The following is a 22,136-nucleotide window of genomic DNA, read 5'->3' on the forward strand; positions in this document are numbered from 1 at the left end:
GCTCTCCGGGCCTATTCTACCGTATCCTCGCCCAGCCAGGCGCGGCGGAAGCGTTTTTGCGCGCGGCTCGGATTGCGGTCCGCGTCCTCGAACGCGACCACTTCCAGCGTCTGGTCCTCGCCGAACGTCACTGTTTCGGTGCGTTCCCGGCCGCGTTTGACGAACACAATCTCCGCCGTATCGCCCGGCTCGAAGCGCGAAACGGCGTCCTCCCAATCGCTTTCGCTGTCGATGGTCAGCCGTCCAAGACGCAAAATCTCGTCGCCGCGATCCAGTCCCGCGGCGTAAAGCGCGCTGTTCCGGGCCGCATTCGAAGCGATTTCCACCGCTTTCCCGTCCGTTTTCAGAGTCACCGGGCCTAAAGACGCGTCGCCTTCATTGGCCTTTCGCAGCACAAGCCCCGCCTGTTCCAGCAATTCGCCGAGGTCCGGCAGGCCGCTTTCCTCCACATATTGGTCGAAAAACGCTTCCGCGAAGGCTGCATCGCCCGTCACCTCGGCCAGTCCGGCTTCCAGATCGGCGGGCGTATAGGGTGTTTCCGCGCGGCCGTGGGTCTCCCACATGCGCCGCATATAGTCGTCCAGCGTCACATCATCGAAGCGTTCGCGCAGGGTCAGGTCCAGCGTCAGCCCGATAACCGCCCCGTACGGATAGTAAGATACGAAGGTGTTGGAATAATTCGTGGGGTCGATGGCCGTCGCCGCGTCCACAAACGGGGCGCGCAGGCTCATATCCTGCGGCGAGGCGAGGTCCCGTCCGCGCCCGTTCAGCACGTAATCCAGCGTGCCGGAGAGGTCCTCCAGGTACTCGTCCAGATCGGTTTCGCCCGCGCGCAGGGTGAAGAGCGGCGCGTAATAGGAGGTGAACCCTTCCGCAAACCAGAGGGACGGGGTCGGATTGGCCTGGGTAAAGTCGAACGGCTCCAGTTCCGCCGGGCGCAGGCGCTCCACGTTCCAGGCGTGAATGAACTCATGGCTGAGCGTGCCCAGCTGGCCGAACTCGGCCTTATAGAGCCCGTTGGCGGAGGTCAGGATGGTGGAATTGCGGTGTTCCATCCCGTCCCCGTTCACATGCGGCAGGTAACAGGCGATGAAAGTGTAGGTCCCATAGTCGAAATCGGGGATGTCGCCCCACATTTCGATCTGCGCCTCGGTCACGTTCTGCGCCATTGCGGCGTATTCATCGGCGTCTTCGGCCGTGCCGTCATGGTGCAGGGCAAGGCGGATCGTGTAGCTCCCGGCCTCCTCCTCCACCGTCCATTCGCGCAGATCGAAGTCGGAAAGCTCGGTCGGGCTGTCCATGAAATACTGGAAATCGGGCGCCCGGAAGACATTTGGATCGCCGGTCGGCTCAAGTTGCGTGGCGATTTTCCAGTCCGGATCGGCGGGATTGAAGGTGATCTCGACCGGCCGCTCCCCGAATCCCTCGGCCCACAGGAAGGCGGAGGGCATGTTCAGATGCGCATGGGTGGTGTCGACCTGCGAATAGGTGCCGTCGGCGCGGTCGGCATACAGCGTATAGGTCGCCGTCACCGTCCCGTCATGGCCCGAAACCGTCCAGCTATAGGGGTCTTCGCGCGATACGGTCAGGGCGTTCCCGGCGCTGTCGGTCGCGGAAAAGTCATAGACGTTCTTGGCGAACTCATGGATCGCGTAGCGCCCGGGGGAGGAGCGCGCCATGCGGAAGGTCACGGGCGCGTCGCCGGCATCCTCATACGTCACCGAAATGCGCGCCTCGTGATGCGCCGCGTTCTCGAAACTCGCCTCATACCGGACCGGCGCGGGGCCGGCGGGCTGGGCGGCGGCGAGGGCGGGCGCAAGAAATACGGCGCTGGCGAGCAGTTTTGGCGACATGAAAACCATCCTTGAAAGGGCGGGCGCGCGGATTGCGCGTGAGGAAATTCAAACTGCGTGATTGAACACGCCTGCGGCATTCGTCTCAAGATGGCGGGAAATCGCAGCCAGTCTGATCTAGTCTTTCGCCATGTTCTACATCTTTCTCGCCCTGGCCGGCTTCATGGCCTGGATCGTTTCCACCATTGGCGGCGGAGGCGGGGCGCTGATCCTTGTGCCGGTCGTGGGTTTTCTGGCCGGGGCGCAGGCCGTGGCGCCGGTGGTGACGCTGGCGACCGTGATTGCCGGAGGCGGCCGTCTGCTGGCTTTCTGGAGATCGGTGGAATGGCGCGTGGTGCGCTGGGCCTTGCCCGGCGGGGTGATTGGCGGCGCCATCGGGGCGGTTCTGTTTTCCGTCGCCCCGGCGCCGTGGCTGCAGATCCTGATCGGCCTGTTCCTGATTTCCACCGTGGCGCAATACCGTCTGGGCCGCGTCGAACGCACGTTCCGGGTCCGCTACTGGCTGTTTCTGCCGGCGCAGGCGGTGGTCGGCCTGATTTCGGGCCTGGCCGGGGCGTCGGGACCCATCCTCAATGTTCTCTATCTGAACGCGAAGATCACAAAGGGCCGCATGGCGGGGACCAAGACGGCGGTTTCCCTGCCCATGCATGCGGTGAAACTGGCTGCCTATGCCGCGTTCGGGGCGATGAGCGGACAGATATGGCTGTTCGGACTGGCCGCGGGACTGGGGGCGTTCAGCGCCAACTGGCTGGCCAGGGCGTGGCTGGAGCGGATGCCGGAAATACAGTTTCGCGGAGTCGTGATCGCGGTGATGGCGGTCTGCGGCGCGGTGATGATCTGGGATCAGCGCGCGCTTGTGGCCGGCCTGTTCCAATAGCCTAGCGCAGCGCGCGTCCGGATTTTTCTCGACAGTTCCGCGCGCCCGGCAATAATACCGCCCACGGGCGTTTCGGGAGGGCCGCCAGCATGACGGGAACACGCATCTTGCAGCCGGGCGAACCGGCCCCCTGGTTCAGACAGCGCAGCACGTCCAACCCGAACTATGCGTTCGATACGGTGGGCGGGCGCTATGTCGTGCTGTGCTTCCATCATTCCGCGGGCGACGCGGCGGGCCGTGAGATGCTGCGTATCGTGGAAGAACGGCGGACCCTGTTCGACGACGACACGGTCGCCTTTTTCGGCGTCTCCACCGATCCGGCGGACGAGAAGGAACAGCGCCTGAAGCCGATGCTGCCGGGCGTGCGCTATTTCTGGGATTTCGACCGCAAGGTCAGCCAGCTCTATGGCGTTTCCGGCCTGCAAGGCGACCGCCGCGTCTGGATGGTGATGGACCCGACATTGCGCATCCGCGCCGTCTTCCAGTCGGAGGGCGGGGCCGAATGGCGGAAAGTGGCTGATTATCTGGCCAGTCTCCCCCCGGTCGCAGAACATCCGGGCGTGCCTGTCCATGCGCCCGTCCTTGTCCTGCCTAATGTATTCGAACCACAATTCTGCGAGCGCCTGATCGGGCTTTACGAGACGCATGGCGGGCGCGAGTCCGGCTTCATGCGGGAAGTGGACGGCAAGACCACCCGTTTGTTTGACAACGCCCACAAGCGGCGTTCCGATTTCGATATCGAGGACAAGACTCTTCAGGCCGAGCTGCGTATGCGCATCATCCGGAAGGTGGTTCCGGAAATTTCCCGGATCCACAATTTCAAGGTGACCCGGATGGAGCGCTATATCGTGGCCTGTTACGACAGCGTCACAGGCGGCCATTTCCGGCCCCACCGGGATAATACCTCCAAGGGCACGGCGCATCGCCGCTTCGCCGTCTCGATCAATCTGAACGACGCGTTCGAGGGCGGAGAGCTGTATTTTCCGGAATACGGCCAGCGCTCGATCAAGATTCCCAAGGGGGCGGCGGTGGTGTTCTCCTGCGCGCTGATGCACGCGGTAACGCCGGTGACGGCCGGGCGGCGCTTCGCCTTCCTGCCCTTCCTCTATGATGACGCGGCGGCCGCCATCCGCGAGGCCAATAACCGCTATCTGGCGCGGGATGTCGGGCAATATCACTCGAACGCCGCGGCCCGCCCCGCCGCGGACGCCTGAGGGGATGGCCCGGAGAAACGCCTTCAGGCCTTAAAAACCGGGACCGTTCCGGTCCATGTGCAGGCCGGACTGCAATCACTGCACAGGGCCGGCGCGTCTTACACCCTTATAAATAATTGAATTTATTGATAAATCAGGAATTTGGCGATTTCTGACGATTCCGCCGTCACAACTTCCAGAACCTGCCGCAAAGCCGCCTTGGTTCATGCATTTATACCCTATGTGAGACACGAAAAGGAGGCTCTCATGCGTAATATTCTTTATTCCGCCGCTGCGATTGCGGCCCTGATCTCTGCGCCCGCCCTGGCCCAGGAAGTCGATTCCAACATCGACACGGACGCTTCGGGCGAAGTTGAGCTTCAGAACGAACTGCCGTCCGTCGACGGCGATCTTGAGACCACTCAGGAGCCGATGGTCGACGACGTCGAGCTGGAAGCTGAAACGGACGCCGAGGCGAACGCCGAGGCCGACGCGGAAGTGACCGCCCCTGACTATGTGACCGAAGCCAATCTTGGCTCCGACGTCTATTACCAGGGCGAAGTCATCGGCACGCTGGACACGCTGGATACGGATACCGCGAATGCGACCATCCTGCTGGCCAGCGGCGAGACGGTCGACGTCGAGTCGGAAAGCCTAATCATCGCTGACGATGGCACCATCGTCGCGGCCGTGACGGAAGACGAACTGAATCCGTCCGCCGGCGCCGAAACGGACGTCGAGACCGAGATTGACGCGGAAGCGGACGTTTCGGGCTCGTAAGAAGACCAAAAATCTCCGTTGATCCGGTCCGGCTAGCGGTTCCTTGGTTCCGCGCCGGACCGGACACCTTCAACCCCGCCGTGCTTCACGGCGGGGTTTTTTCTGCGCCGCGCTTGATTTTGCAGTGCAGCAGGCCGAAATCGGTACGAACCAATCGCCGGTTCACCGTTTGCGCGCGCCGGGGCAAATCAATTCCTCCCGGAGGCTGGCGTCATGGCGCAGGCGGATTCCCGTTCACATCCCGTTATTGCGATTCCCGAACTGATCGCGATGGTCGCCAGCCTGATGGCGCTGAACGCGCTGTCCATCGACATCATGCTGCCCGCCCTTCCCGATATCGGCGAGGCGTTCGAACTGACAGACCCCAATCGCCGGCAGCTTGTGGTGATCGTCTATCTGTTCGGGTTTGGCCTGGCGCAGCTTGTCTATGGCCCGCTGGCCGATTCCTACGGGCGCAAGGGCGTGCTGCTCTCCGCGCTGGGCGGGTTCATGGCCGCCACGCTGCTTTGCATCATCGCGCCGACCTTCCTGACCCTTCTGATCGCCCGCACGCTGCAGGGCGTGGCGGCGGCCGCCACGCGCGTCATCGCCATGGCGGTGGTGCGGGACCTGGTGCACGGGCGGCGCATGGCGCGGGTTATCTCTTTGGCCATGACCGTGTTCATGGCCGCGCCCATCCTGGCGCCCTCGCTGGGCCAGCTGATCCTGTTCGGGGGTGAATGGCACTGGATCTTCGGCGCGCTTCTGGCCGCCGGGGCCGGCCTGTTTATCTGGATTTTCACGCGCCTGCCGGAAACGCTGGCGGCGGAGGACCGCTCCGAATTCCGCCTCATGCCGATCCTGAAAAATTACGCGATTGCCTGCTCCCACCGTATAACGCTGGGCTACATGCTGGCCTCCAGCCTGATCTTCGCGGCGCTGTTTTCCTTCATCGCCACGTCTGAGCAGATCATGGCGCAGCAATATTCGCTGGGCGCGGTGTTCCCGCTGGCCTTTGCCGGCATCGCGGGCGGCTTGTCGATCTCCAATTTCATCAATGCCCGCATGGTCGAACAGGTGGGGCAGCGGCGGCTGTCGCACGGCGCGCTGATCCTGTTCATCCTGATTAGCGGCGGACACGCCCTGCTGATCTCCGCCGGGATTGACGGATTCTGGGTGTTCTATCCGCTGTTGTTCGCCGCAATGTTCCTGTTCGGCATGATCGGCGCGAACTTCTCCTCGCTGGTCATGGAGCCGGCGGGCAAGCGCGCGGGCGTGACCTCGGCCGCCTATGGCGCGGCGACCTCCACCATCAGCGCGGTCATTGGCGGCTTTATCGGCGCGGCCTATGCCGGCACGGCCTTCCCGCTGGTCTTTGGCGACGCCATCCTTGGCGTCCTCGCCCTTCTCATCATCTTCATGACCGAACGCGGCAAGCTGTTCGGCGCGGAGGAATATGAGGACGAGGAAGACGGCGCGGCGGCCTAGGCGCTCTTGTACCGCCGCGTCGCGTCGCACCAGGCGGCCAGCGCGGTCAGGACCGTAAAGACAATCAGGATGCTCACCGCGCCTTGCGTCACCGTCTGGTCGGGCATGGAGACGAAGAGGTGGGACGCCTCCAGCAGCGCCAGGACGCCCAGCAGGATGAAGGGCGTCACGCGGCCCAGCGCCGATTTCGCGGTCGAGACGGTCATATAAAGCGCGAACCCGGCGGCCAGCACGATCAGTTCCGACCCCAGCCCCAGCGGCCAGCTATCCCACCAGCCCAGCCCGACCTTGGGCCCGCCCGGCCATAGCGCCAGATCCGGCGTATGGACCAGCAGGTCTAGGAACCAGTGGCTGAGCACCGCCGCGCCGATCACCAGACCGCGCGGCCAGCCGCGCCGCAGAACCAGCGCATAGAGGGCCGCCGCCGCGCCCGCCCAGACCAGCGAAGCGGCAAGGCTGTGTGTCCACGGCATGTGATAGAGGTCGTAAGGGCTCATCGCCGTGAAGCCCGGTTCGATCCGCATTTTCTCGATGCCGAGAATCGACAGGATGGCCCAGCCGTAATCGACCAGCTGTACGGCGATGAAGAGGTGCCAGAGTGGTATGCGCCGCGCGGCGGGGGCGGCGAAGGCCGGTCCGTAATGGCCGATGAACATGTTTGCGTCTCCCCCTTCCGGCGCCCGCCTAGCCCATCAGGCTGACATCCATCACCTTCACGCCCGGCGGGGCGGGATAGCCCTCGTCCGGCACGAAGAAGTCCGGCAGCAGCTCTTTCGAGGGATCGACCTTGTACTGGTCGAAATCGGTAATGCCTTCCGAATGCAGGAAGGTGTCGTCGATCAGGAAATTTCCGGTGAATTTTCGGGCGTCCTTCACGAAGACGCGATAGGCGCAATCGGCCAGAATTTCCGGCTTGCGGCACTGTTTCATGCCTTCCTCGCCGGCCAGCACGTTCTGGATGGCGGCGGTGGCGATGGCGGTGCGCGGCCACAGCGCGTTGGCCGCGATGCCGTCCTCGGCCAGCTCTCCGGCCCAGCCCAGCACGCACAGGCTCATCCCGAACTTGGCGCTGGTATAGGCGACATGCGGTGCGAACCACTTGGTCTGCATGTCCAGCGGCGGGGACAGGGTCAGGATGTGCGGATTTTCGGCCTTCTTCAGGTAAGGCAGGCATTTCTGGGTGACCAGAAACGTGCCGCGCGCATTGACCTGGTGCATCAGGTCATAGCGCTTCATCGGCGTGTCCGCCGTGCCGCGCGGGAAGATGGCCGAGGCGTTATTGACCACGATGTCGATGCCGCCAAACTCGCCCGCCGCCATCTCCACGGCGCGCTGCACCTGATCCTCGTCGCGGATATCGCACTGCACGGGAAAGGCTTCGCCCCCGGCCTCCTCGATCTCCTTCGCGGCGGTGTGGATCGTGCCGGGCAGGCGCGGGTCCGGCTCCACCGTCTTGGCGGCGATGGCGATTTTCGCGCCGTCGGCGGCGCATCTTTTGGCGATGGCCAGGCCGATGCCGCGGCTGGCGCCGGTGATGAAGATGGATTTGCCCTTGAGGAGGCTCATAACTCTGTCCCTTGTATCTGCAGGTCTCTAGAGACGCCGCCACAGGCGGCCTTCGGTTTCGGGTTCGGCATGGGAGCGGTGGAAGGGCGCGAAGGTGTAGATCACCGTCTCCGCCCGGCCGGTGACGTTCTCCAGCGGCGCGCCGCCCCAGACGCGGCTGTCGATGGAGTTGTCGCGATTGTCGCCCATCATGAAAAGCTGTCCTTCCGGCACCTGGAACGGCCCGGCATTGTCCAGCGCGCTCCGCCCCAGATCATAGGTGATGTATTCGCGGCCATTGGGCAGGCGCTCGCGCTGCGCGTCCGCCCATCGCTCCGGACCCTGTTCGGCGGTCACGCGCACGCGGCCGGCGGGCATGGCGGGCAGCGCCTCCCCGTTCAGGATCACGCGGCCGTCCCGCACAGCCACTGTGTCGCCCGGCAGGCCGATGACCCGCTTGATCAGGGTGACGCCGGTCTCCGGATGGCGGAACACCACAACATCGCCGCGTTCCGGCGTATGGCCCATGATCTTGCCGCCCGCCGGCAGCAGGCCGCCCACATTGAACGGCAGGGAATGACGGCTCCAGCCATAGGCGTATTTGGAAACCGCGATGCGGTCTCCGACCGCCAGGTTCGGCCGCATGGATTCGCTGGGAATATAGAACTGCCCGAACGCGGCGGTGGTGAAGACGGTGTAGACCGCGGCGGCGGCGGCAACCAGTTTCGCCGTGGCCCAGAACTCGGCCGCCAGATTGCGCCAGTCCGTCATTTCAGTTTCACCGCCGTTCCATAGGCCAGAATCTCCGACGTGCCCTCCATGATGGCGGCGGAGGCGAAGCGGAAACTGATCACCGCGTCCGCACCCATTTCGGTTGCGTGTCTGGTCATGCGGTCCAGCGCCTGTTCGCGGGCCTCGGCCAGCAGCTTGGAATATTCATTCACCTCGCCGCCCACCAGGTTTCGCAAGCCGGCTATGAAATCCCGCCCGATAAAACGCGCGCGCACCACATTGCCGCGGGTCACGCCGACCACTTCGGCGATTTCACGGCCCGGAACGCTCTCTGCCATTGTCACGATCATGGGCTGGTCTTTCTCTCCCTTGAACTTGTGCGGGCCGCAGCCCTTCGGGCATCCTGCGCGCGGGCGCCGTGCGGGCGCAAGAGACTTGGGAACGGGAAAACATGATCAGACACGCCGCCGCGCTTTCGCTTCTCGCCGCCGCCGCGCTTGCCGCCCCGGCCCGGGCGCAATCCCCGGACGTCGAACCGGCCATGCAGGCGGCCGCCGACTGGCGCGCCGGAAACGCCCCGGCGATCATGGCGGAGCTGGACGCCCTGCTGCGCATTCCCAACGATGCGGCGGTCCCCGAAGACATCCGCGCCAATGCGCAACACCTGACCGGGCTGTTCGAGGCGCGGGGGTTCGAGACGGAAATTCTTGAGGCGGGCGACGCCCCGGTCTCCGTGCTGGCCACGCGCCAGACGCCGGGGGCGGAGCGCACCCTGATGCTCTACGCCCATTTCGACGGCCAGTCCGTGGACCGCGCGCGCTGGGTCAGCGATCCCTATGATCCGGTCTTGATGACCGCCCGCCGCGATGAGGGCGGGGAACCGGCCGCGCTGGAAACCGCGGAGGATTTTCCCGATGAGTGGCGGCTCTATGCCCGCTCGGCCAGCGACGACAAGGCGCCCATCGTGGCGATTCTGGCGGCGATAGACGCGCTGGACGCCGCCGGGATCGCGCCCTCCGCCAATCTGAAGATTTTCCTGGAGGGCGAGGAGGAAAAAGGCTCGCCCAATCTGGACCGGCTGCTGGCCGCCCATGCGGGCAAGCTGGCCGCCGATGTGTGGATTTTCGCGGACGGGCCGGTGGATCCGTCCGGCGATCCGCGCATCATATTCGGCGTGCGCGGGGTGATCGGCGCGGAATTGACCGTCTATGGCCCGCCGGGACCGCTGCATAGCGGTCATTACGGCAATGTCGCGCCCAACCCGGCGGCGCGGCTGACGCATCTGGTCGCCTCCATGCGCGATGACAAAGGTCATATCCTGATCGAAGATTTCCCGTTCGGCGAAACGCCGGGTGAGGCGGCGCGGGAAGCCGCGCGCACTGCGCATGACGATGAACGCATGGCGCGGGACGGCGGACTGGCCGAATTTGAAAGCGCGGAATCCTACGGCGAATCCCTGATGCGGCCGGCGCTGAACGTGCTGGGCCTGCGCGCCGGACCGCTCAGCGGCGCCGCGCCGAACGCCATCCCGTCAGAGGCCACGGCCTTTCTCGGCGTGCGGCTGGTCTCGGGACAGGAGATTCCGGCGGTGCAGGCCGCCATCGCCCGCCATGTGGAGGGTCAGGGCTATGAGCTTGTGACGGAAGAACCGGACCGCGCCATGCGCGCCGCCAACGCCGATCTGGCAAAGCTGGAATGGGAGGAGTCGGGTTACGCCGCCGCCCGCACGCCGCTGGACCTGGCCGTGTCCGAGCGCCTGATCGACGTGGTGCAGGCCGCCACCGGCGGCCGCGCCCATGTCGTGCCGACGCTGGGCGGCTCCCTGCCCATTTCAATCATTACCGAGGCGATGGATGCGCCGGCCATCATCATTCCGATGGTCAATCCGGACAATAACCAGCACGCCCCGAACGAAAATCTGCGCCTCGGCCATCTCTGGGACGGTATTGATCTTTATGCGGCGATCATCGCCGAAGGCGGCGAATTCTAGTCGTGGATGTCGTTTGAGTAGTGGCGGTCTTCGGGATCGTTCATCCGGTCGCGAATCACTTTGATCAGAAGAATGCCCACCCCGATCACCGGCAGGCCCAGCACCCCGATCGCCAGCAGGGAGAGCGGGCCGGCGATGACAATGCCCGCCACCAGCGTCGCCAGAACGCCGACGCCATAAATTAACGCGCCCGCCCCGATCAGCGCATAGGCCAGCAGGGTCAGTCCGTCCTGTTTCTCGCGCATGGCGTTTTCCCTTATCGACTCGGCGGCTCTCCCCAAGGATACGCCTCCGCGCCCGTTGCGCCTAGCGCCATGGAATTTCTGCGGAAAACTGCAAGCGAAAACCGTCAATCTGCTCCGTATTAACGTCTCGGTTACGCCACACTGGGTAATTCCTGCCTAGTCGATGATTTGCAGACGGGTCGGGGGACCTTCAGCGCGAAGTGAACGGACTGACGGAATTTCTCAAGGGACAGGGCGCCATGCGCCTGGCGCTGATTATCGGCGTCACCGCCGGCGTGGCGATCGCGCTGGCGCTGATCATGTCGCGCGCCGGGGGGCAGGGCGAATCACTGCTCTATGGCGGTCTGGCGGCGCAGGACGCGGCCGCCGTGACCCAGCAGCTGGACGCGGCGGGCATTGAATACCGCCTCGAAAACGGTGGCTCCTCCATCTATGTCGGGCGCGATTCCGTGGCGAATGCGCGCCTTCTGGTGGCGCAGGAAGGCCCGCTGGGCTCCGGCTCCGTCGGTTACGAGATTTTCGACGAGACCGACGCGCTGGGCGCCACGCAATTCATCCAGAACATCAACGCCAAGCGCGCCACGGAAGGCGAGCTGGCGCGCACCATCCTGTCGCTGCGCGGCATCCGCTCATCCCGCGTGCATCTGGTGATGCCCGAGCGCCGCCTGTTCGAGCGCGAATCGCAGGACCCGACCGCCACCGTGGTCATCGGCCTGGCCGATTCCTCCATGGGCGCCTCGCACGCCAACACGATCCGCAATCTCGTCGCCACCTCCGTTCCCGGCCTGCAGCCGAACCGCGTGACCGTTGTTGACGAGACGGGCCGCACGCTGGCCAACGGCGCGGAGGGAAGCGGCGACGAATATAACGCCATGGCCGTCGCCGATCAGCGCGCCGGGCTGGAAGAGCGCCTGCGCCAGAAGGCGCTGGACGCGATTGAGCCGATTGTCGGAAACGGCGCGGTCCGGGTTCAGGTTTCCGCCCAGCTGGACATGAACCGCATCACCGAAAACGCCGAGGTCTATGACCCCGACAGCCAGGTCGTGCTGTCCACCCAGACGGTCGAGGAAACCTCCCAGGATCAGGAAAGCGACCAGCAGCAGGGCGTCACCGTCGCCAACAACCTGCCGAACCAGCAGCAGGCCGCCGACGGCCCCACCGCCAGTTCCTCCCGCGAGCGGCTGGAAGAAACGGTCAATTACGAAAACTCCCGCACCACCCGCACGGAGGTCCGCGAACCGGGCGCGGTGACGCGCCTGTCGGTCGCCGTGGCGGTGGACGAGCGCCGCGTGGTCGCCGAGGACGGCACGGTCACGTTCGAAGCGCGCGAGCAGGCGGAGCTGGACCGCATCGCCGCTCTGGCCCGCGCCGCGGTCGGGTTCGAGGAATCGCGCGGCGACGTCCTGGAAATCACCTCGCTGCCGTTCCAGCACATGGATACGACGATGGGCACGGACGGGACCGCGCCGGGCCTGTTCTCCTTCTCCAAGAACGACATCATGCGCGCCGCGGAAATCGGCGTCCTGCTGATCATCGGACTGGCGCTGATCTTCCTGGTCGCGCGTCCGCTGGCCAGCGGCCTGACCTCGCCCATGACCCCGGCGCTGGCCGGCGCCGGCGCGCAGGGCGCGTTGCCCGGCGCCCAGACCGCGCAGGTCACCGACCAGAGCAGCCAGCCGCGCGCCCTGCCCGGGCCGGAGGATGACGGCGCCCGCATCGATATCGACCGCGTGGACGGCAAGCTGAAAGCCTCCACCGTCAAGCAGATCACCGAGATCGTGGAAAACCACCCGGAGGAGTCCCTCTCCATCCTGCGCACCTGGATGAATGAGGCCTGATGGCGATGGCGCGCAGGGACCGCAGAGCGATTGACACTTCCGAACGCCTCACGGGCGCGGAAAAGGCGGCCGTCGTCCTGCTGGCGCTGGGCGATGAGAGCAAGCCCATCTGGTCGATGATGGACGAGGACGAGATCAAGGAAGTCTCGTCCGCCATGTCCAATCTGGGCAATGTCGCGTCCGGCGCGGTCGAGACGCTGATGCTGGAATTCGTCGAGATGATGTCCTCGACCGGCTCGCTGATGGGCTCCTACGACGCGACCCAGCGCATGCTCGCCAAGTTCCTGCCGGAGGACAAGGTCGACGGCGTGATGGAGGAAATCCGCGGTCCCGCCGGCCGGACCATGTGGGACAAGCTGGGCAATGTGAACGAGACGGTTCTCGCCAATTACCTGAAGAACGAATACCCGCAGACCGTCGCGGTGATCCTGTCCAAGATCCGTTCCGACCACAGCGCGCAGGTGCTGGGCGCCCTGCCGGAGGAATTCGCGCTGGAGGTCGTCTCCCGGATGCTGCGGATGGAGCCGGTGCAGCGCGAGATCCTGGACAAGATCGAGGAGACGCTGCGCACCGAGTTCATGTCTAATCTGGCCCGCACGTCCAAACGCGACAGCCACGAAATGATGGCCGAGATTTTCAATAATTTCGACCGCCAGACGGAGAACCGCTTCCTGGCCTCGCTTGAAGAGCGCAACCGCGACGCGGCCGAGCGCATCCGGGCCCTGATGTTCGTGTTCGAAGACCTCTCCAAGCTGGACCCGGGCGGCGTGCAGACGCTGATCCGCACGGTGGAGAAGGACCAGCTGGCGCTGGCGCTGAAGGGCGCGTCGGATTCCCTGCGCGATCTCTTCTTCTCCAACATGTCCGAGCGGGCCGCCAAGATCATGCGGGAGGACATGGCCGCGATGGGTCCTGTCCGCCTGAAGGATGTCGACGCCGCCCAGCAGGCCATGGTCGCCACCGCCAAGGACCTCGCCGGGCGCGGGGAAATCATGCTCGCCGACTCCGGCGGCGATGACGAGCTGATCTACTAGGGGGCCGGGACGATGAAGAACGCAAAACCCTTCCAGTTCGGCACCGAGTTCTCGGCGGACGGCGAAGTGCTGCGCTCGGCCGAGACCAAGCGCGTCCTGACGCTGGAGGAAGTGGAAGCCGAGAAGGACAAGGCCCGCGAAGAGGGCCGGCAGGGCATGGAGGCCGAGGCCGCGCAGGCGCTGAAGACGCTGGCCGGCCAGATGCAGATGGCGCTGAGCCAGACCGCCTCCATTCACGATTCCCTGCGCGCCGACGCGGCCGAACTGGCCCTGACCGCGGCGCGGAAGATCGCCGGCGCCGCGCTGGCCGGCTACCCGGACGCGGAGCTGACCGATCTGATCGAGTCCTGCGCCAGCGAGCTGCGCGCCGCGCCGCGCCTGCGCGCCCGCGTTCCGGCGCATCTGATGGACCGGCTGAAACCGGCGCTGGAGCAGGCCGTCGCCGAGATCGGCTTTGAAGGCATGCTGCGCGTCGACCCGGTCGAGGACGCAGCCTCAGGCATGGTTTGCCTGGACTGGGACGAAGGCGCGGTGACCTTCGACCCTGAAGAGACAACGGCGCGGATCGAGACTCTCGTCCGTGGCCGCATGGGCCGCGCCCCGGCGGGCGGCGGCGATGATGAAGAACAGGCGGCCTAGAAAGGAATCGCCATGAGCGACAATGATCTGGATCTACCCGAATTCGAGAACCAGAAGGACACGCAGGACGCCAACGCCCTGACCACGACGGGCGGGCAGGAAGCGCAAATTCTGGATGAGGATGGCGGCGTGAAGGCGGCGGCGGATCTGCAGACCGTGTTCGACGTGCCGGTGAACATCTCGGCCGTTCTGGGCAAGACCTATGTGGATGTCGCCTCGCTGTTGAAGCTCAACGCGGGAACCGTGCTGGAGCTGGACCGCAAGGTCGGCGAAGCGATCGATATTTACGTTAACAACCGCCTGGTTGCGCGCGGCGAGATTGTGCTGGTCGAGGAACGGCTGGGCGTGACGATGACCGAGATCATCAAAGACAACGGCGCGAACTAGGGAAGGGCGAAAACAATGCGGCTTCTTATTGTCGGATCACTCAGCGGACAGCTCTCGGAGGCGACCTCCATCGCGCACCGGCGGGGGGCGAAAGTCTCCCAGGTCGATAGCATCGAACAGGCCACCCGCGCGCTGTGCGCCGGGCAGGGGGCCGACCTCATCATGGTGGACCTCAATCTGGATATCGCGGCGCTGATTGCCGCGAACGAGGCCGAGCGCATCCATGTGCCGATCGTGGCCTGCGGCGTGAACGTGCGCCCGGAAGCGGCGGCCGCGGCCATCCGCGCCGGCGCCAAGGAATTCATCCCGCTGCCGCCGGACTCGGACATGATCGCCGCCGTTCTGGCCGCGGTCTCCGACGACGAGCGCGCGATGATCGCGCAGGATCCCGCGATGCAGGACATCACGGGCCTGGCCGATCAGGTCGCCGGCTCTGACGCCTCCATCCTGATCACCGGCGAGTCCGGGGCGGGCAAGGAAGTCATGGCCCGCTATGTCCACACCAAGTCCAGGCGCGCCAAGAATCCCTTCATCAGCGTGAACTGCGCGGCCATCCCGGAAAACCTGCTGGAATCCGAACTGTTCGGCCATGAGAAGGGCGCCTTCACCGGCGCCACGGCCCGCCGCATCGGCAAGTTCGAGGAAGCCGACGGCGGCACGCTTCTGCTGGACGAAATCTCGGAGATGGACGCCCGCCTGCAGGCCAAGCTTCTGCGCGCCCTGCAGGAGCGCGAGATCGACCGTGTCGGCGGCTCCGGCCCCGTAAAGGTCGATATCCGCATCATCGCCACCTCCAACCGGGACCTGAAAAAGGCCGTCTCGGAAAACCAGTTCCGCGAAGACCTGCTGTTCCGCCTGAACGTGGTGAACCTGCACCTGCCGGCCCTTCGCGAGCGCCCGGCCGACATTCTGGCGCTGGCGGACCATTTCGGGAAGAAATACGCCGCCGCCAACGGCCTGTCCCACAAGGCCATCTCCAAGGATGCGCGCGACCTGCTGCTGACCCGCAACTGGCCGGGCAATGTGCGGGAGCTGGAAAACACCATGCACCGCGCCGTCCTGCTCTCCCGCGAGGAAGAGATAGAGCGCAACGCCATCCGCATGCCGGACGGGTCTGTCTATACGCCGGGCGAGGACAATACCGCTCGCCGCGCCGCCGAAACCGCCGAAGCGGCGCAGAGCGCGGTCGGCAAGACGGTGGCCGAGGTCGAACAGCAACTGATCCTGGACACGCTGGAGCATTGCCTGGGCAACCGCACGCATGCGGCCAATATCCTCGGCATCTCCATCCGCACGCTGCGCAACAAGCTGCGGCTTTATATCGATGAGGGCGTCCAGGTGCCCCAGTCCGGCCAGTCCCGCGCCGGCGAAGCGGCCTGATCGCGCTAGGTGTCGGACACAACAGCCACTTCTGACGCACCCGCTTCCGGCGCCCCCGCCTGGAACTGGAACGCGATTGTGCGTTCGCCGCTGCGCGGCGACGTGGCGCTGGCGGTCGGCATTCTCGCCATTCTGGTGATGCTGATCCTGCCGATGCCGCGCTGGTTGCTGGACTTTGCGCTGGCGATCTCGATTTCCTTCTCGGTGCTGGTCCTGATGACCGCGCTGTTCATCAACAAGCCGCTGGAATTTTCCGCCTTCCCGGCGGTGCTACTGATCGCGACCATGTTGCGATTGGGGCTGAATATCGCTTCCACGCGGCTGATCCTCTCGCACGGGCACGAGGGCACTGGCGCGGCGGGCGATATTATCGAGGCGTTCGGCGCCTTCGTGATGAACGGCTCCTACGTCATCGGGATCATCGTTTTCATCATCCTGGTGATCGTGAACTTCGTCGTGATTACCAAGGGTTCGGGCCGGATCGCCGAAGTGGCGGCGCGCTTCTCGCTGGACGCCATGCCCGGCAAGCAGATGGCGATCGACGCCGATCTCTCCTCCGGCCTGATCAGCGAGGACGAGGCGCGCGCCAAGCGGAAGGAGCTGGAATCGGAATCCAATTTCTTCGGCTCGATGGATGGCGCGTCGAAATTCGTGCGCGGCGACGCGGTCGCGGGCCTGCTGATTACCGGCATCAATATCGTCGCGGGCATGGTCATCGGGATCATGCAGCACGACATGGCGGTCGGCGACGCCGCCAACGCTTTCACCAAGCTGACCATCGGCGACGGCCTGGTCTCCCAGATCCCGGCCCTGATCATCTCCATCGCCGCCGGCCTGCTGGTTTCCAAGGCCGGCGTGGAGGGCGCGGCCGACAAGGCGCTGGTTGCGCAATTCTCCGGCTATCCGCAGGGCCTGACCATGGTCGCCATCATCGCCATGATGGCCGGCCTTCTGCCGGGCATGCCGCTGCTTCCCTTCGCGCTGATGTCCGTGCTGGCGGGCGGCAGCGCCTATGTCATTCACCGCCGCACGCGGCAGGCCAACGCCGCCGAGGTCGCCCGCGTCGCCATCGAACAGCAGGAAACAGAGCCGGAAGAGGCGCCGATCTCAGAAGCGCTGGCCATGGATGTCCTGAAGATCGAGCTGGGCTACGGCCTGCTGCCGCTGATTAATGAGGTCGAGGGCCGCCGCCTGACCGACCAGCTGAAGGCGCTGCGCCGGTCTCTGGCGCAGGAAATGGGTTTCGTCATGCCCTCGGTCCGCATCCTCGACAACATGGTGCTGGAGAGCGACGAGTATGCGATCAGCGTCAAGGAAATGCGCGCGGGCGAGGGCAAACTGAAGCTGAACCATCTTCTGGTGATGGATCCCGGCGGCGCGCAGATCGATATGGGCGGCGAGCATGTGAAGGAACCCGCTTTCGGGCTGCCCGCGACCTGGATCGACGACAATATGCGCGAGGAAGCGACCTTCCGCGGCTACACCATTGTCGACCCGGCCACGGTTCTGGCGACCCATTTCACGGAAATTCTCCGTGACAACATGCCGGAGCTGCTTTCCTTCGCGGAGACCGAAAAGCTTCTGGGCGAGCTGTCCAAGGAGCACCAGAAGCTGCTGGACGATATCGTGCCCAGCCAGATCACCCGGTCGGGCATCCAGCGCGTGCTTCAGAACCTGCTGGCCGAACGCGTCTCCATCCGCGACCTGCCCGCCATTCTGGAGGGTATCGCCGAGGCCAGCTCCCACTCGCAGAATCTCAATGCGGTCACCGAACATGTACGGTCCCGCCTGGCGCGTCAGCTCTGCCATCAGAATATCAGCCCCGACGGCGCGCTCAGCGTCATCACCCTGTCCCCGCCATGGGAGCAGGCCTTCGCCGAATCCCTGATCGGGCAGGGGGACGAGCGCCAGCTCGCCCTGCCGCCGACCAAGCTGCACGAATTTGTCACCGCCGTCCGGAACGCATTTGACGAGGCCGCGCAGCGCGGCGAGGCCCCGGTCTTGCTGACCAGCCCGGCCATCCGCCCCTATGTCCGCTCCCTGATCGAACGCTTCCGCGGCCAGACCCCGGTCATGTCGCAGAACGAGGTCCATCCCAAATCGCGGCTCAGGACCGCCGGGCAGGTTTGATGAGGCGGGCAGGGTTCACGCCGGATAAATGTGAGAGGACCGCGCCATGAGGCTGCGGTCCTTCATCGTCCGGGACATGGCCGAAGCGATGACTCTGGTGCGCCGGGAAATGGGGCCGGACGCCATCATCGTGACGACGCGCGCCACCGAGGGCGGCAATCTGGAAGTGCGCGCCGCGGTCGAGGCGAAGCCGGATGGCGGAGCGGAGCTGGATCCGGACGCCGCCTCGCGCGGCCCCCTGGCCGCGGCGGGGCTGGAGCCTGAAAGCCTCGGCCGGATCGGCGCCATTCTCTCGGCCCACGGGGTGGAGGGCGAGATGGCGGACTCTCTGGGCCGCGCCGCGGATTCGCTGGATGAGGATTCGCCGGTCGCCGCGTTGGCGCTGGCGCTGGAAACCCGTTTCCGCTTCCGCCCGGTCTCCGCGGCGCTGGACGGCGCGGTGGTTCTCATCGGCCCGGCGGGCGCGGGCAAGACCTCCGCCGCCGCCAAGCTGGCAGCCCGCGCCGCGCTAAACGGCGAGTCCGCGCGGCTGGTCTGCGCCGACTGGGCGCGCGCCGCCGCCCCCGATCAATTACGCCGCTATGCCGAGGCCACGCGCGCGGCTTTCGACGTGGCGGAGGATCTGGACGCGCTGGCCCGCATCGTGGACGGGGCGGGCGAGGATGAATTCGTGATCGTCGACGCCCCTGCCGCCAATCTCTATGACCGCCGCGATGTCGCCGCCATGGTGGACCTGATCGACGCCGCCGGGGCCGATCCGGTCCTGGTCATCGATTCCGGCATGGCGCGGGAAGAGGCCAGCATGCTGGCGCGCCGCGCGGGCGAACTGGGCGCCAGCCGCGCCATCGCCTCCAAGCTGGATGCGGTGCGCGGACGCGGCGCGCTGGTCAGCCTCGCCCGGCCCGGCGGCCTCGCCTATGCGCAGTTTTCCGCCACGCCGTATCTGGGGGGCGGTTTCGCCCCCGCCACGCCGCTGCGCCTTGCGCGCTTCCTGCTGGAAGACCCGTCTGGCGGCGAAACCGACCTGGTCTGGGAAGAGGAGACCGCCGCATGAATGCTCAACAAGCGCCGCACGCCCCCGCCGGACGCATCCTGGCCGTCGCCTCGGGCAAGGGCGGTGTGGGCAAGACCTTTATCTCCGCCTCGCTGGCGCAGGCCTTCGCCCGGCGCGGCGAGCGCGTTCTGGTGTTCGACGGCGATCTGGGCATGGCCAATGTCGACGTGCAGCTGGGCCTGACCCCGCCGCACGACCTGTCCGCCGTCGTGACGGGGGAGCGGGAGCTGAAAGACGCCGTCACGCCCGCCATGGGCGGGGCCGGCGCGGGCGGGTTCGATGTTATCGCCGGGCGCTCCGGCTCCGGCGCCATGGCCGGAATCTCGAAAGAGGAAGCGGCCTCGCTCGCCGCGGCGCTGGCCGGGCTGTCGCTGAAATATGACCGGGTGCTGGTGGACCTGGCCGCGGGCGTCGAGCCCGCGCTGATGCGGCTTTGCATGTCGGCGGACGATGTTCTGGTCGTGCTGATGGATGAGCCGACCTCGATGACCGACGCCTATGCCTTCGTGAAGATGCTGCGCCTGCGGGACGATTCCGCCGAACCGTTCCTCGCGCTGAATATGAGCGAGACCTTCAATCAGGCGCGCGGCGCCTATGAGGGGTTTGCGAAGACCTGCACGACCTTCCTCGGCTTCACCCCGGAATATGCCGGCGCGGTGCGCCGTGACTCGCGCGCCAAGGACGCGATCCGCCGTCAGAAACCGCTGTTCGAGCGCGCGCCGGATAGCCAGGCGGCGGGCGATGTCAGCCGTCTGGCCGCGTTTCTTGCAGGGGATCCCGCCGCCCGGGCGGCCTGATATAGTATCGGCCGTTCACTCTGGGGGGAGGGATTATGCCGTTCGACGCCTTAACGCCGGTCGATTACGCCGTGATGGCCGCCGTTTCTGCGGTCGCCGCCTTTCTGGTCGGCCGCTGGAAGGAGCTTGCGCTGGCCGTGGCGCTGGCGCTCATCGCCGATTACGCCGTCATGGGCCTGATCCACATGCTGGGCGGCGCCGCGCCGTGGACGGCGCTGGCGCGCTCGGGCGACCGCTTCACCCAGCAGCCCGGCGACGTCCTGATCCTGCGCGCGGCGCTCTATGCCGCCGCGATTGGCGCGATTTTCGCTTTGAAGCGCATGTACCGCCGGCGCTAGGGCGCGCCGGTTATCGTCACAGAGCCGCCAGCAGACCGGGATTTCGAGGACCGCCATGTCAGACCGCGATCCGCACAAGCTGAAAACCTACGCCGTTATTATCTATGTGCTTTTTGCCATTCCGGGCGGGCTGCTCTCGCTTATCGGAGTGATCCTCGCCTATCTCAAGCTGAACATGGGCGGGCTAGGGCCGAACTCCCATTTCGTGTTCCAGATCAGGACGTTCTGGATCGGCATATTGCTGGCGGTCCTGGGGCTTGTGGTCTGGCCGCTGGGTCTGGCCAAGACGGTCTGGTTTCTCGCCGCGCTGTGGTTCCTGGCGCGTTCGGTCATCGGGCTGGTCAAGGCGCTGGGCAATCAGGCCATTCCCTCGCCCCGCAGCTGGTTTCTCGGGCTTTGACAGGGCGCGTGCGTTCGCCGATTTCCGCGCGCAGACCTTGAGTTTCACCCGCAATCGGATCATCTATCAGGGGAAATAGTCTCCAGAGTGAGGATGCTTTCCCAAATGGCTGACCCCAAAGAGCCTACCCCCAACGACCCTGAAAAGCCGGACACGGACGCCGCCGACACAGGCGGCAGCCCGGAAGATGTCGCGATGGACCGCACCGCGGCGGCGGGCGGCGGCGCGGAACAGAGCGCGTCCGGCGGACAGAAATCGTCCGAAACCCGCGAGAAGATGAGCTCGGCGGCGCGCTCGGCGCAGGACCGCGCCTCCAAGGCCGCCTCGGCGGCGCGCGACGAAGCCTCGCGCTCCTATAGCGAGGCGCGCTCATCCATTGCCGATTCAGACGACCGCACCATCGCGATTGTTTCCTATATCCTCTATCTCGCGACCTTCGTGACGGGCGGCATCGCCGCGATCGTGGGCGTGATCCTGGCCTATCTGAAGCGGGACACGGAAAATCCCGTTCTGGCCGGCCATTATGAATATCTGATCCGCACGTTCTGGATCGGTCTTGCCGGCTCGGTGATCTGCTTCATCCTGATTTTCGTGGTTATCGGCATACCGCTCTTCATCGCACTGGCGGTGTGGTGGCTGTTGCGGCTGGTGGTCGGCGTCGTCCGGCTGCTCGACAACAAGCCGATCCCCGATCCCAAGACCTGGCTGATCTAGGCGGGACGGAAAACCCAAGCCTGAAACAAGGCGGCGCTCATTCGGGCGCCGCCTTTTTCATAAGGTTCTCGCCTTCCTCGGCCTCGCGCGCGGCCTGTTCGGCGGCTTCGGATTCCGGTTGCTGTTCGGCCATGTCCTGAAGGTCGGTCCGCGCGGTTTTCGGCGCTGCGGCCTCGGCCGGCGCCGCTTCGCCCAGCTGGCGCACCTGCACAATCGGATCGGGCAGGTCGATGCCCTGCGCCAGCAGCGCGTCGCGCACCGCCGCGATCGCCAGGCCCCGCACCGACAGGAAGCTGCTGGCCCGCTGGTCGACCCAGCCGGACGCCTCCAGGATCAGGTTATAATTGCCGAACGCCTTGACGATGCAGGCCGGGGCCGGATCGGCGATCACGCCCTGCGTCGCAACGATGGCGTCCCGCGTGACGCGGCAGGCCTTGCCGGCGTCGTCCGCCGCGCCGATCCCCACCTCGAACGAAAAGCGCCGCTGCGGCCGCCGCGTGAAGTTCACGATGACCGACTGGATCACCGTCCCGTTGGGAACGGAGACATGATTGCCGTCCGTGGTGATCAGAATGGTGGAGCGCGGGGTCAGGCGGGCGACCGTGCCCTCCTGATCGCCGATGCGCACGATGTCGTTGGCCTCGAACGGGCGGCGCAGGGTGAGGAGGGTGGAGGCGATATAATTCGCCACCGTGTCTTTCAGGGCGAAGCCGATGGCCAGTCCCGCCACGCCCGCCTGACCC

At 65.7% G+C, this 22,136-nt stretch carries 23 protein-coding genes; 16 read left to right on the forward strand and 7 right to left on the reverse strand.

Features of this window, described 5'->3' with window-relative positions:
* Positions 1-11: 11 nt before the first annotated feature.
* On the reverse strand, positions 12-1,853 hold the full coding sequence (locus H2040_RS02425) for a M61 family metallopeptidase (RefSeq protein ID WP_287154100.1): 1,842 nt from the start codon (positions 1,851-1,853) through the stop codon (positions 12-14).
* Between the two features lie 130 nt (positions 1,854-1,983).
* Here H2040_RS02425 and H2040_RS02430 point away from each other — a divergent pair, with 130 nt between their 5' ends.
* The 4 genes from H2040_RS02430 (at position 1,984) to H2040_RS02445 (ending at position 6,170) form a co-directional block, all read left to right on the forward strand.
* Entirely contained in the window at positions 1,984-2,730 is a 747-nt protein-coding gene (locus H2040_RS02430; RefSeq protein ID WP_287154102.1) for a sulfite exporter TauE/SafE family protein, read from the forward strand.
* Positions 2,731-2,819: 89 nt separating this feature from the next.
* Positions 2,820-3,944: a 2OG-Fe(II) oxygenase gene (locus H2040_RS02435; protein WP_287154104.1), complete on the forward strand. Its 1,125-nt coding sequence runs from the start codon at positions 2,820-2,822 to the stop codon at positions 3,942-3,944.
* A 246-nt stretch (positions 3,945-4,190) separates the two neighbouring features.
* Complete coding sequence (locus H2040_RS02440; protein WP_287154107.1) at positions 4,191-4,703, forward strand: hypothetical protein; 513 nt, start codon at positions 4,191-4,193, stop codon at positions 4,701-4,703.
* A gap of 213 nt (positions 4,704-4,916) precedes the next feature.
* Positions 4,917-6,170 (forward strand): multidrug effflux MFS transporter, encoded by a 1,254-nt coding sequence (locus tag H2040_RS02445; RefSeq protein WP_287154109.1) that lies wholly within the window; start codon positions 4,917-4,919, stop codon positions 6,168-6,170.
* On the opposite strand, the gene H2040_RS02450 is transcribed toward H2040_RS02445, so the two are convergent.
* The 4 genes from H2040_RS02450 to H2040_RS02465 are packed head-to-tail and all read right to left on the reverse strand — an operon-like array spanning position 6,167 to position 8,797.
* On the reverse strand, positions 6,167-6,826 hold the full coding sequence (locus H2040_RS02450; RefSeq protein ID WP_287154111.1) for a hypothetical protein: 660 nt from the start codon (positions 6,824-6,826) through the stop codon (positions 6,167-6,169). The two genes, H2040_RS02445 and H2040_RS02450, sit on opposite strands and share 4 nt — an antisense overlap.
* 28 nt (positions 6,827-6,854) lie before the next feature.
* Positions 6,855-7,736 carry an SDR family oxidoreductase gene (locus H2040_RS02455; RefSeq protein ID WP_287154113.1) on the reverse strand — a complete coding sequence of 294 codons (882 nt, stop codon included), beginning with the start codon at positions 7,734-7,736 and terminating at the stop codon, positions 6,855-6,857.
* A 27-nt stretch (positions 7,737-7,763) separates the two neighbouring features.
* Positions 7,764-8,486, reverse strand: a complete 723-nt coding sequence (gene lepB / locus H2040_RS02460) for a signal peptidase I (RefSeq protein WP_287154115.1) — start codon at positions 8,484-8,486, stop codon at positions 7,764-7,766.
* Positions 8,483-8,797, reverse strand: coding sequence for a YbjQ family protein (locus H2040_RS02465; RefSeq protein ID WP_022697059.1), 315 nt, complete (start codon positions 8,795-8,797; stop codon positions 8,483-8,485). The genes lepB and H2040_RS02465 overlap by 4 nt, the downstream gene beginning before the upstream one ends.
* 101 nt (positions 8,798-8,898) lie before the next feature.
* Here H2040_RS02465 and H2040_RS02470 point away from each other — a divergent pair, with 101 nt between their 5' ends.
* Positions 8,899-10,437 (forward strand): M20/M25/M40 family metallo-hydrolase, encoded by a 1,539-nt coding sequence (locus H2040_RS02470; protein ID WP_287154117.1) that lies wholly within the window; start codon positions 8,899-8,901, stop codon positions 10,435-10,437.
* Here the strand turns inward: H2040_RS02470 and H2040_RS02475 are convergent.
* Entirely contained in the window at positions 10,434-10,682 is a 249-nt protein-coding gene (locus H2040_RS02475) for a hypothetical protein (RefSeq protein WP_287154119.1), read from the reverse strand. The two genes, H2040_RS02470 and H2040_RS02475, sit on opposite strands and share 4 nt — an antisense overlap.
* Positions 10,683-10,882: 200 nt before the next feature.
* Here H2040_RS02475 and fliF point away from each other — a divergent pair, with 200 nt between their 5' ends.
* The 11 genes from fliF to H2040_RS02530 all read left to right on the forward strand — a co-directional run bounded on the left by fliF (position 10,883) and on the right by H2040_RS02530 (position 21,393).
* Positions 10,883-12,520, forward strand: coding sequence for a flagellar basal-body MS-ring/collar protein FliF (gene fliF, locus H2040_RS02480; RefSeq protein WP_287154121.1), 1,638 nt, complete (start codon positions 10,883-10,885; stop codon positions 12,518-12,520).
* A gap of 5 nt (positions 12,521-12,525) precedes the next feature.
* The gene (fliG, locus tag H2040_RS02485; protein ID WP_206740783.1) at positions 12,526-13,554 is read left to right on the forward strand and encodes a flagellar motor switch protein FliG; all 1,029 of its coding nucleotides are present in this window, start codon (positions 12,526-12,528) and stop codon (positions 13,552-13,554) included.
* A gap of 12 nt (positions 13,555-13,566) precedes the next feature.
* Positions 13,567-14,193: a FliH/SctL family protein gene (locus tag H2040_RS02490; RefSeq protein WP_287154124.1), complete on the forward strand. Its 627-nt coding sequence runs from the start codon at positions 13,567-13,569 to the stop codon at positions 14,191-14,193.
* Positions 14,194-14,205: 12 nt separating this feature from the next.
* On the forward strand, positions 14,206-14,580 hold the full coding sequence (gene fliN, locus H2040_RS02495) for a flagellar motor switch protein FliN (RefSeq protein ID WP_022697065.1): 375 nt from the start codon (positions 14,206-14,208) through the stop codon (positions 14,578-14,580).
* Between the two features lie 15 nt (positions 14,581-14,595).
* Positions 14,596-15,960, forward strand: coding sequence for a sigma-54-dependent transcriptional regulator FlbD (gene flbD, locus H2040_RS02500; protein WP_287154126.1), 1,365 nt, complete (start codon positions 14,596-14,598; stop codon positions 15,958-15,960).
* A 9-nt stretch (positions 15,961-15,969) separates the two neighbouring features.
* Positions 15,970-18,090, forward strand: coding sequence for a flagellar biosynthesis protein FlhA (gene flhA, locus H2040_RS02505; RefSeq protein ID WP_502709319.1), 2,121 nt, complete (start codon positions 15,970-15,972; stop codon positions 18,088-18,090).
* Between the two features lie 46 nt (positions 18,091-18,136).
* Positions 18,137-19,144, forward strand: a complete 1,008-nt coding sequence (locus H2040_RS02510; RefSeq protein ID WP_287154130.1) for a flagellar biosynthesis protein FlhF — start codon at positions 18,137-18,139, stop codon at positions 19,142-19,144.
* A complete protein-coding gene (locus H2040_RS02515) occupies positions 19,141-19,941 on the forward strand; it encodes a nucleotide-binding protein (RefSeq protein ID WP_287154132.1) in 801 nt (266 codons plus the stop codon). The genes H2040_RS02510 and H2040_RS02515 overlap by 4 nt, the downstream gene beginning before the upstream one ends.
* Before the next feature lie 35 nt (positions 19,942-19,976).
* Positions 19,977-20,279: a hypothetical protein gene (locus H2040_RS02520; RefSeq protein WP_022697070.1), complete on the forward strand. Its 303-nt coding sequence runs from the start codon at positions 19,977-19,979 to the stop codon at positions 20,277-20,279.
* A gap of 55 nt (positions 20,280-20,334) precedes the next feature.
* The gene (locus H2040_RS02525; protein WP_287154135.1) at positions 20,335-20,679 is read left to right on the forward strand and encodes a DUF4870 family protein; all 345 of its coding nucleotides are present in this window, start codon (positions 20,335-20,337) and stop codon (positions 20,677-20,679) included.
* A gap of 105 nt (positions 20,680-20,784) precedes the next feature.
* Positions 20,785-21,393 carry a DUF4870 family protein gene (locus tag H2040_RS02530; protein WP_022697072.1) on the forward strand — a complete coding sequence of 203 codons (609 nt, stop codon included), beginning with the start codon at positions 20,785-20,787 and terminating at the stop codon, positions 21,391-21,393.
* A gap of 37 nt (positions 21,394-21,430) precedes the next feature.
* Here the strand turns inward: H2040_RS02530 and H2040_RS02535 are convergent.
* Positions 21,431-22,136: mechanosensitive ion channel family protein (locus H2040_RS02535; RefSeq protein ID WP_287154138.1), on the reverse strand; the 706-nt coding region annotated here is incomplete at its 5' end.

The sequence above is a fragment of the Euryhalocaulis sp. genome (assembly GCF_013911995.1).
Lineage (GTDB): Bacteria > Pseudomonadota > Alphaproteobacteria > Caulobacterales > Maricaulaceae > Euryhalocaulis > Euryhalocaulis caribicus.